The following is an 11,061-nucleotide window of genomic DNA, read 5'->3' as shown; positions in this document are numbered from 1 at the left end:
GTGGGAGGGGGGAGGGGTGGAGAAGAGACAGATGTGGGAGCGAGCCTGCTCGCGAAGGGGCCCTAAAGGCCAGCAAAGGTCTTGAGCGGTACTTGCATCTTCACTGAGTCACCCGCATAAATCAGACCATGAACCTGCCCATCCCCGCAGACAGTGCCCTGGCCGGCTTCCACCCCGCCGTCAGCGCCTGGTTCAGCAAGACTTTCGCGACGGTCACCGCCGCCCAGGCCCGGGCGTGGCCGCTGATCCGCCAGCGCCGCTCGACCCTGATTGCCGCACCCACGGGTTCCGGCAAGACCCTCACCGCCTTCCTCGCCGTGATCGACGAGCTGGTCCACCGTGGCCTGGAAACCCTCGAAGGCTTGCCTGACGAAACCCTGGTGGTCTACGTTTCGCCGCTCAAGGCGCTGTCCAACGACATCCAGATCAACCTGCAAAACCCGTTGGCCGGTATCAGCGAACAGTTGAGGGTGATGGGCCTGCCCGAGTTGCGCATCAGCACCGCCGTGCGCACCGGCGATACACCGCAAAAAGACCGCTCGGCGATGCGCAAGACCGCGCCGCACATTCTGGTCACCACCCCGGAATCGCTGTACGTGCTGCTCGGCTCCGACTCAGGCCGAAAAATGCTCGGCACCGCACGCACGGTGATCGTCGACGAAATCCACGCCATCGCCGCCAGCAAGCGCGGCAGCCACCTGGCCCTGAGCCTGGAACGCTTGCAGGCGTTGTGCGCCGAACCGCTGGTGCGCATCGGCCTGTCGGCCACGCAAAAACCCATAGAAGCGGTATCGCGCTTTCTGGTCGGCCGCGATCGGGACTGCGAAATCATCGACATCGGCCATGCCCGCCCACGAGATCTGGGCATCGAGGTTCCACCCGTGCCGCTGTCGGCGGTGATGGCGAACGATGTCTGGGAACTGGTCTATGACCGTCTGGCCGCCCTGGCCCGCGAGCACCGCACTACGCTGGTGTTCGTCAATACGCGGCGCCTGGCCGAACGCCTGAGTCGGCACCTGAGCGAACGCTTGGGCAAGGACGCCGTGGCCGCCCACCACGGCAGCCTGGCCAAGGAGTTTCGCCTGGACGCCGAACAGCGGCTCAAGCGCGGCGAGCTGCAAGTGTTGATCGCCACCGCGTCGCTGGAATTGGGCATCGACATTGGCGACGTCGACCTGGTGTGCCAGATCGCCTCGCCGCGCTCGATTGCCGGCTTTTTGCAAAGGGTTGGACGCTCCGGACACCAGGTCGGCGGCACGCCTAAGGGTCGTTTGTTCGCGACCACCCGCGACGACCTGATTGAATGCGTCGCGCTGCTCGACTGCGTGCGCCGGGGCGAGCTCGACACCCTGCTGATCCCCGAGGCACCGCTGGATGTCCTGGCGCAACAGATCATCGCCGAAGTCAGTTGCCAGGAATGGCCAGAGGACGCCTTGCTGGCGTTGTTCCGGCAGGCCTCGCCCTATGCCGCGCTCGACGAAAAACATTATCAGGCGCTGCTGCGCATGCTTGCCGAGGGTTACAACGGGCGTCAGGGTATTCGCAGCGCCTATCTGCACCGCGACGCCGTGAACCGTACCCTGCGTGGTCGTCGCGGCGCCAAACTGACGGCCGTGACCAGCGGCGGGACGATTCCGGACAACGCCGACTACGCCGTATTGCTGGAGCCGCAAGCGCTGAATATCGGCAGCGTCAACGAAGATTTCGCGGTGGAGAGCATCGCTGGCGATGTGTTCCAGTTGGGCAATACCTCGTACCGGATCCTGCGGGTCGAAACCGGCAAGGTCCGGGTCGAAGACGCTCAGGGCCAGCCGCCGACGATCCCGTTCTGGCTTGGCGAAGCCCCGGGGCGCAGTGCTGAACTGTCGTTTGCCGTAGCGCGCCTGCAGGCCCGACTCGATGAGCTCTTGGGCGCCACGCCGGGCAATTTGCAGCCAAGCCTCGATTGGTTGACCGACAACCTCGGCCTGAACCTGGCCAGCGCCGAACAACTGGTCGAATACCTCGCCCGTGCGCGCCAGTCCCTCGGCGCCCTGCCCTCCCAAGACACGCTGCTGATGGAGCGGTTTTTCGATGAGTCGGGCGGCACGCAACTGATCATCCACAGCCCGTTCGGCAGCCGCATCAATCGCGCGTGGGGCTTGGCCCTACGCAAGCGTTTTTGCCGCACCTTCAATTTCGAATTGCAGGCGGCCGCCAGCGAGGACGCCATCGTCTTGTCGTTGTCCACCAGCCACAGCTTTGAACTCGATGAGGTCTGGCACTATCTGCACAGCAACAGCGCGCAACACATTCTGATCCAGGCCGTGCTCGACGCGCCGCTGTTCGGTGTGCGCTGGCGCTGGAATGCCGGCGTGGCACTGGCGTTGCCGCGCTATACCGGCGGGCGCAAGGTCGCGCCGCAGATCCAGCGCATGAAAAGTGAAGACCTGATCGCCAGCGTGTTTCCGGATCAGATTGCCTGCGTGGAAAACCTGGTCGGCGAACGGGAAGTCCCCGACCATCCGCTGGTGGAACAAACCCTCGATGATTGCCTGCACGACGCCATGGACAGTGAAGGCTGGCTGGCGCTGTTGCGGCGCATGGAGCGCGGTGAGGTCCGCCTGATCAGCCGAGACCTGCCGGCACCCTCGCCGCTGGCGGCGGAAATACTCAGCGCCCGGCCATACACTTTTCTTGACGACGCGCCACTGGAAGAGCGCCGCACACAAGCCGTTATCAATCGACGCTGGAGCGAGCCAGAATCAACCGATGACCTTGGTGCGTTGGATGTCGAGGCGATTGCTGCCGTGCGCGAAGAAGCCTGGCCGACACCCAGCGGTGTGGATGAAATGCACGAGGCGTTGATGAGCCTGGCGTGCATCACCGAGGCCGAGGCCAGCGCCAACGCCCCATGGCTCGATTGGCTGGACACCCTGGCCGACAGCGGCCGCGCCTGCCGCATCAGCCATTCACTTTGGTTGGCGCGGGAACGACTGACCTGCCTGCGGGCCATTTATCCACAGGCTGTCTTGATGCCAGCGCTGGAAGCGTTGCCGGGGTTCGATGAGCACTGGGAAGTGGACGACGCGGTGCTTGAAGTGATTCGCGCACGGCTCAGCGCGTTTGGTCCATTGCCGCTGCAGGCGATCGCCGAGCCGCTCCAATTGCCAGCGACACACGTCACTCGGGCGCTGGCGCTACTCGAACACGAAGGCTACGTGCTGCGCGGCCGGTTCACTCCGGGCAGCACTGAAGATGAGTGGTGCGAGCGACACCTGCTGGCACGGATTCACCGCTATACGGTCAAGCGCCTGCGCCGGGAAATCGAGCCCGTGGCCTTGCAGGATTTCATGCGATTTCTGTTCGACTGGCAGCACCTGTCCAACGCCACCCGAGGCCAGGGCAGCTCGATGTTATCGGCCATCAGTGCTCAGTTCGAAGGCTACCCCGCTGCAGCTTCGGCCTGGGACAGCGACCTGCTGCCCGCGAGGCTCAAGGACTATTCGCCCACCTGGCTCGATGATGCCTGCCGTAGCGGCAAGCTGGTCTGGACCCGGTTGACCCCACGCAACCGCAGCACCGGCACCGCGCTGCGCAGTACGCCGATCGTGTTGTTGCCGCGTCAGCGGGTCGGTCTCTGGAGCGACTTGACCGAACAGACGCCGGTCGGCGAACTGTCGCCCAAGACACAGAAGGTTCACGCCGCCCTCAGCCAGCACGGCGCGCTGTTTTTCGATGAGCTGATTCATGAAGCCCACCTGTTGCGCACGGAACTGGAAATCGCCCTGCAGGAACTGGTCGGTGCCGGGTTGGTCAACGCCGACAGCTTTGCCGGCCTGCGCGCACTGATCACCCCGGCCAGCAAGCGCCAGCAGCGTAGTAGCCGGCGCGGGCGCGGGGCCTTTGTCGGCGGCATGGACGATGCCGGGCGCTGGGCACTGTTGCGTCGTGGGACTGCCGCGCCAGTGGTGGATAATCCGCGACCGACGCCAACACCCGCAGAGACCCTGGAACACATCGCCATGACCTTGTTGCGCCGCTACGGTGTGGTGTTCTGGCGATTGCTCGAACGTGAGGCCGATTGGCTGCCGAGCTGGCGGGAATTGCTGCGCACCTTCCATCGGCTGGAAGCGCGGGGCGAGATTCGGGGCGGGCGTTTTGTCAGTGGATTGGCGGGTGAACAGTTCGCACTGCCGGAGGCTATTCCACTGCTGCGCGAAGTACGGCGTCGACCCCACGACGGCAGCTTGATCGCAGTCTGCGGGGTCGATCCGCTGAACCTCGCCGGCACCCTGCTGCCCGGTGCGAAAGTGCCGGCGCTGGCGAGTAATCGACTGGTGTATCGCGATGGTTTGCCGGTGGCTGCGCAGATCGCTGGCAAGCCGTGTTTTTGGCTGGAGCTGGATCAACGGGCTATGGCTGAAGTGCAGAGCAAGCTTATCCGGCATTGATGTTGTCTCATCCGGCCCCTTCGCGGGCAAGCCCGCTCCCACATTGGACCGGTGTACATAAATCCATTGTGGGAGCGGGCTTGCCCGCGAAGGGGCCATCACAACCGACAAATTTATTGGGGGCGAGGCCGATCCGGCATCATCACCGCCGAATGCCCAGGCTCAGCCGCCCCATCAAGCACAGGCTCCACCGCCTGCCTCGGCATCAAGACCTGCTGTGGATAAGTCTGCGCGAAATGCACCTCGGGACTGTTATCCACAAGCTTTTTCAAACGCTGGTTGAATGCACGGCTCACCGCATACTGCCCTCCCGACACGGTGCGAAATTGTGCCGTCAAGACCACGCCATTGAGGTCCATCTTGTCAACGCCGAACACATCCAGCGGCCCTTGCAGGTTGTACCTGAGGAACGGGTCGTCGCTGATCGAATGCCCGGCTTCGCGAATCAGTTCGATGGCCTTGTCGACATCGGTGTCATAGGTGAACTGCACGGAGAAGAACGCGTAGGCAAATTGCCGCGATTGGTTGGTCACGGCCTTGATCTGGCCAAAGGGCACCGAATGCACGAACCCTTTGCCGTCGCGCAGGCGCAGGGTGCGAATGGTCAGGCCTTCGACCGTGCCGGCATGCCCGGAATCGAGCACCACCCAGTCGCCGATCGACAGGGTGTCTTCAATGATGATGAACAACCCGGTGATTACATCTTGAACCAGTTGCTGGGAACCGAAACCGATGGCCAGGCCAATGACCCCGGCACCGGCCAGGAACGGCGCAACATTGATTCCCAGATTGGCCATGGTGGTGATAGCGCAGATCACCACCAAAATGATTTTGATCGCATTGCGCAGCAACGGCAGGATCGTCTTTACCCGCGTACTAGGCTGGCGTGCCCCGCGCTTGTTGAGCGGGGGTTTCAAGGCTTCCTGGATCGCCGTGTCCAGCACGACCCAGACCATCCACGTCACCAGGAAGATCAAGCCGATATGGCTCACCGCGTCACTGATCGCCCGCCCTACCGCATTGCTGACCGCAAAATCGAACAGTGATACGCCCCAGATTCGTCCGAGGATATCGATGAACACAATGGCCATGGCGATACGCAACAACGCGTGGGAGAGGCTCAGGAAGCGCTCTTTGTAGGCGCCACTGCGGCGCACGTCGGATTCGCTACGGGACTTGAACAAGTGATGCAACGTGGTGCTGAGAAACACCGTCGCGATCAGCAGCACCGTGGTGAACAGCGCGCTGCGCAACACTTGCTGGTTGTCATCGCCAATGCCGATCAAGTTGATGACAGACACCAGCACCATCAACAGGATCGGCCAATACCAGAGCCCGGAAAAAATCCGCAGGGTTTCGCGCAACGCCGGCTGCGCCCGCCGCTGGGCCAGCGGCAGGATGCGGATAACGTGAGCGACCGGACGGCGCATGCGGACCACCAGCAAACCAAAGGAAATCGAGGCCGCCAGCCCGGTAAATACGGCGATGCTGCTGGTGAGGTTGTTACCCAGTTGATGGGCGATCTGCGGGCTGGTCAAGGCGTCGCTGAGGGCGACCAGGAAGCCGATCGCGAACAGCGGCCGCGGGCTGTCCTGGCGAATGATCTGCACCGCCCGGCGCTTGTGCCCGACATTGAACAGCACCACCAGGGACATCACCAACGACGCCGCGAACACCCCACTGCTGGTGGCATAGGCAAAACACAACGCCAGCGCCCGACCCGCTGACAAAGCCATGAACTGGCTGGCATAGATCGTCAACGGCAGGCTGATCACCGCGGGGAGGCTGTAGGGCAAGACATACCCAAGCAATGCCTGCCCACGCTCTCGACTGAGCAGCAAGCGATGACGGCACAGGCGTTCGGTCAAGAACTTGCTGAACATCCAGAGCAAGCCGAAGACACCTGCCCACGCCGCCGTCAGCAGCAGGAAATCGGCCGCCACGCTCCAACTCGAGCGGGCCGATGGACGATTGACCAATTGATCCACCTCATCGGCCGCACGATCCGCGCGCAGACGCCAGGCGTCGAGCAGGTCCTTGTTGAAATTGAGCTTGTCCTGGATGCCATCGATGCTTGAACTGATGGCGCCCAGCAAGCCGCCCTGAACCAAGGGTTGAGGATGTGCCGGCGGTGTGGCGGCGGTGGCCGCTGCCGGCACACCCGGTATCGCCGCTGCTTCCAGTTCCTCGCTGCCGAAGAACAACAGCGCCCCCATTAATATCGCCGTCTTGAGCCTGATCAAGGCATCCGCTCCTTTGGATAGGACTGTAAGGAACTGATCGAGAAATGCCGGACTAGTTCGGTGTTGGCCGGTAAATGCCAAGCGCCGGGCTACTCGCTGATCCTGTCGCGGATCGTCACCGGCCTGGCGCACGGGGTGTTTTTCTCGATTGGCTCGACAATCGCCACCAGTCTAGTGCCCAAGGAAAAAGCCGCCAGCGCGATCGCCAGCAAACCGGCCCCAACGGGTATTGCGGTGATGTATGAAATGCATACCGTCCGTAGTCCCACCGAAACTTTCGTCAACCTCTGGCAGTCATCAAAAGATCAGGGGGCAGTCAGACGGGAGGCGACATGGCGGCGATTCACATCGGCATTTCAGGTTGGCGCTACACGCCCTGGCGGGGGGATTTCTACCCGAAGGGACTGGCCCAGAGGCGCGAATTGCAATTCGCCTCACGGGCAGTCAACAGCATCGAAATCAATGGGTCGTTCTACGCCCTGCAGCGGCCAGAACGCTATGCCCAGTGGTATGCCGAAACCCCGGAGCACTTTGTGTTCAGCGTCAAGGCGCCGCGCTTCATCACCCATATCAAGCGTCTGCGTGACATCCACAAACCCCTGGCGAACTTCTTCGCCTCCGGGGTCCTGGAACTCAAGGAAAAACTCGGACCGTTTCTCTGGCAGTTTCCGCCCAACTTCAAATTCGACGCCGCACTGTTCGAGAGCTTCCTCGAGCAATTGCCCCACGACACGGAGCAGGCCGCTGCCCTTGCCCGCCAGCACGACGCCCATGTGAACGGCCACGCCAGCCTTAAGACAAGCAAGAAAAAGCCCTTGCGCCATGCCGTGGAAATCCGCAACGACAGCTTCATCGATCCGGCATTTGTCCGCCTGCTCAAACGCTACAACACGGCCCTGGTGATTGCCGACACCGCCGGTAAATGGCCCTATCGCGAAGACCTCACCAGCGACTTCGTGTACCTGCGCCTGCACGGTGCCGAAGAGCTCTACGCCAGTGGCTACACCCCTCAGGCACTGAAGCGTTGGGGTGACCGGATCGATGCCTGGCATCATGGTCGGCAACCGGCTGATCCCCACCTGATCGCACCTCGCCTCAAACCCAGGGTGCGAAAGTCTCGAGAAGTTTTCTGCTACTTCGATAACGACATCAAGGTCCGCGCGCCCTTCGATGCGCGCCGTTTGCTGGCACGCTTCGACCTCGACAAAGAGCTGCTCACCGCCCCCGGTGAGCCCGCTGCGGAAGGGGTGCTGCCATGAGCGTTTCCGACCCGGTTGGCACCACCGACGAGCAGGCGACCATCGATACCACGGTGCATCGTTTCACCGTACTGACGGTCAACACCCACAAGGGCTTCACGGCGTTGAACCGGCGATTCATCCTGCCTGAACTGCGCGAGGCGGTGCGCAGTGTCTGCGCCGACGTGGTGTTTCTGCAGGAGGTACACGGCACCCACGAGCATCACCACAAGCGCTACGACAACTGGCCAGCGATGCCCCAGTACGAATTCCTCGCGGACACCCTCTGGCCGCAGTTTGCCTACGGACGCAATGCGGTCTATCCGGCAGGTGATCACGGCAACGCCTTGCTGTCGAAATTCCAGATCGTTCGGCACGACAACCTCGACGTGTCCATCAGCGGACACGAAAACCGCGGCATTTTGCATTGCGTGTTGCGCCTGCCGGGAGAGGGCCCGGAGGTGCATGCCATTTGCGTCCATCTTGGCTTGCGCGAAACCCATCGCAATGAACAACTCAAGTTACTGGGCCGCCGCCTTGAGTCGTTGCCAGGCGACGCCCCGGTGATTGTCGCCGGTGATTTCAACGACTGGCGCCAACGCGCCGATGCCCTGCTCCAGCCCTGTGGTCTGCGCGAAGTGTTCGCCGAGCACCACGGCAAGCCGGCGCGCAGTTTCCCCGCGCGATTGCCGACCTTGCGCCTGGACCGTATCTACGTACGTAACCTCAAGGCCAGCCATCCGCAGGTATTGGCGAACCGTCCCTGGTCACACCTGTCGGATCACGCACCGTTGTCGGTGGAGATCGAGCTATGAGCATCCCGTCGATGGAAAAAAACACGCTGGAAAGAACCATTGCCGCACCGCCCATTAGCGAGCCGGCAGCCGTCGACGTCGAGTACGGTTGGCAAGGCAACAATCGGGTCCAACTGCTGGAAAATGGCGAAGCCTATTTCCCTAGAGTGTTCGAGGCGATGCGCCAGGCCACCACCGAAATCCTCCTGGAAACCTTCATTGTGTTCGAGGACAAAGTCGGTGAAGAATTGAAGGAGGTGCTGATCGAGGCGGCACAACGGGGTGTCCGCGTGACTGCCAGCTTCGACGGGTTTGGCTGCGGAGAACTGACTGCCGATTATCTTTCCGCCCTGAGCGGTGCTGGCGTGCATTTACAGATGTTCGACCCGGCACCCAAGCGCCTGGGCATCCGCACCAACTGGTTCCGACGCCTGCACCGCAAGATCGTGGTGGTGGACGGGACGATTGCGTTCATTGGCGGGATCAACTTCTCCGCCGATCATTTGGCCGATTTCGGCCCCGAAGCCAAGCAGGATTATTCGGTTGAAGTGCAAGGCCCGGCGGTGGCCGACATTCACCACTTTGCCCTGCTGCAATGCGGTCGCCCGGCCCGCGCCAAATACTGGTGGCAACGGCGTCGACAACGGCGTTCGGAATTGGCCGTCACCGATCACGACGGTCAGGTACGACTGGTGTACCGCGATAACGCCGAGCACGCGACCGACATCGAAGAGGTCTACCGCCTGGCGCTGCGCACGGCGCAGCGGCGCGTGGTCATTGCCAACGCCTACTTCTTCCCAGGCTACAGGTTGCTGCGCGAAATCCGCAACGCCGCGCGCCGCGGCGTAGAAGTGCGCCTGATCCTGCAGGGTCAGCCGGACATGCTGGTGGCCAAACTGGCAGCGCGTATGACTTACGACTACCTGCTCAAGTCCGGGGTGAAAATCTTCGAATACTGCGACCGGCCACTGCACGGCAAAGTCGCGCTGGTGGACGAAGACTGGAGCACAGTTGGCTCCAGCAATCTTGACCCGCTGAGCCTGTCGATGAACCTGGAGGCCAACGTGTTGATCCGTGACCGCGCGTTCAACCGCGACCTGTTCGACCGGCTTGAAGAACTCAGCGATAACCATTGCAAGGCCATGTCGGTGGACAAGGCCCCACGCGGGCGCATCTGGCACATGACCGTGGGCTTTCTGGTGTTCCATTTCCTACGCCATTTCCCGGCATGGGCCGGTTGGCTGCCAGCGCACAAACCACGCTTGAAAACGTTCACCCCACCGACCGGGAGCGATCAACATGAGCCGCACTGAAACACACGCGGCGTCCCACGCCGAGCACCCGGCGAAATCGCGCTGGAGTCGTTGGAAAAGACCACTGACAATGCTGTTTTTCCTGGCGCTGATCGTCCTCTTGACGATGTTTGCCCAGCGCATCGAATGGAACGAGGTGCTCGACACCCTGGCCGATTTCAAGGTACGCACCTTGATCATCGCGTCAGGGCTGACACTGATGAGTTTCCTGGTCTACGCCTGCTTCGACCTGATCGGCCGAACCTACATTCGCCAGGACCTGACGTGGAAACAGATCCTGCCGGTGGGCATCATCAGCTACGCCTTCAACCTCAACCTGAGCGCCTGGGTGGGCGGCATCGCCATGCGTTATCGGCTGTATTCGCGACTCGGGGTGAGCAAGGCCAACATTGCGAAAATCCTCGGCCTGAGCCTGGCGACCAACTGGTTCGGCTACATGGTGATTGCCGGCGCGGTGTTCAGCAGTGGGCTGGTGCGCATGCCGCCAGGCTGGAAACTCAGTAGCGGCGCGCTGCAAGGCGTGGGCGTTTTACTCTTGCTGGCGAGCGCGGGATATCTCGCGGCCTGCCAGTTTTCCAAACGCCGCGAGTGGGCGATCCGCGGGGTCGAAATCAACTTGCCATCACTGCGCATGGCGGTCCTGCAACTGGCCCTGGGGGCGCTGAACTGGTCGTTGATGGCCGCGGTCATTTTCACGCTGCTACCGAGCAAACTGGATTATCCGCTGGTGCTTGGCGTGTTGCTGATCAGCGCCATCGCCGGGGTCATCACCCACATTCCGGCAGGGCTAGGTGTGCTGGAAGCGGTGTTCGTGGCGCTGCTGCAACACGAGGCATCGCGGGGTAGCCTGGTGGCGGGTTTGCTGGCGTATCGGGCGATTTATTTCCTGTTGCCGTTATTGATCACGCTGGTGATGTACCTGATGGTGGAGGCCAAGGCCAAGTCATTGCGGATATCGAAAAAACCCAAATAATGGGTGGACGCCTTCGCGAGCAGGCTCGCTCCCACATTTGAAATGCATTCCCCTGTGGGAGCGAGCC

General features: G+C 62.0%; 6 protein-coding genes and 1 pseudogene. 6 read left to right on the top strand and 1 reads right to left on the bottom strand.

Annotated elements, in window-relative coordinates:
• Positions 1 to 128 precede the first annotated feature (128 nt).
• Complete coding sequence (locus tag AC3WWR_RS14305) at positions 129 to 4,433, top strand: Lhr family helicase (RefSeq protein ID WP_492598812.1); 4,305 nt, start codon at positions 129 to 131, stop codon at positions 4,431 to 4,433.
• Positions 4,434 to 4,546: 113 nt separating this feature from the next.
• On the opposite strand, the gene AC3WWR_RS14300 is transcribed toward AC3WWR_RS14305, so the two are convergent.
• Positions 4,547 to 6,676, bottom strand: coding sequence for a mechanosensitive ion channel family protein (locus AC3WWR_RS14300; RefSeq protein ID WP_492598811.1), 2,130 nt, complete (start codon positions 6,674 to 6,676; stop codon positions 4,547 to 4,549).
• A 78-nt stretch (positions 6,677 to 6,754) separates the two neighbouring features.
• Between AC3WWR_RS14300 and AC3WWR_RS14295 the strand changes: the two are divergent.
• The 5 genes and pseudogenes from AC3WWR_RS14295 to AC3WWR_RS14275 form a co-directional block, all read left to right on the top strand.
• Positions 6,755 to 6,883: pseudogene (locus AC3WWR_RS14295) on the top strand (MFS transporter); the annotation flags it as partial.
• 125 nt (positions 6,884 to 7,008) lie between these two features.
• The gene (locus AC3WWR_RS14290; protein ID WP_020800591.1) at positions 7,009 to 7,935 is read left to right on the top strand and encodes a DUF72 domain-containing protein; all 927 of its coding nucleotides are present in this window, start codon (positions 7,009 to 7,011) and stop codon (positions 7,933 to 7,935) included.
• Positions 7,932 to 8,729, top strand: coding sequence for an endonuclease/exonuclease/phosphatase family protein (locus AC3WWR_RS14285; RefSeq protein ID WP_033043461.1), 798 nt, complete (start codon positions 7,932 to 7,934; stop codon positions 8,727 to 8,729). The genes AC3WWR_RS14290 and AC3WWR_RS14285 overlap by 4 nt, the downstream gene beginning before the upstream one ends.
• A complete protein-coding gene (gene clsB / locus AC3WWR_RS14280; RefSeq protein WP_033043460.1) occupies positions 8,726 to 10,021 on the top strand; it encodes a cardiolipin synthase ClsB in 1,296 nt (431 codons plus the stop codon). The genes AC3WWR_RS14285 and clsB overlap by 4 nt, the downstream gene beginning before the upstream one ends.
• Complete coding sequence (locus tag AC3WWR_RS14275) at positions 10,008 to 10,994, top strand: lysylphosphatidylglycerol synthase domain-containing protein (RefSeq protein ID WP_020800588.1); 987 nt, start codon at positions 10,008 to 10,010, stop codon at positions 10,992 to 10,994. The genes clsB and AC3WWR_RS14275 overlap by 14 nt, the downstream gene beginning before the upstream one ends.
• Positions 10,995 to 11,061 lie beyond the last annotated feature (67 nt).

This window comes from Pseudomonas sp. EB271-G4-1 (genome assembly GCF_058791355.1).
The sequence above is the reverse complement of the archived record's forward strand: the minus strand, read 5'-3'. Positions and strand labels throughout refer to the sequence as shown.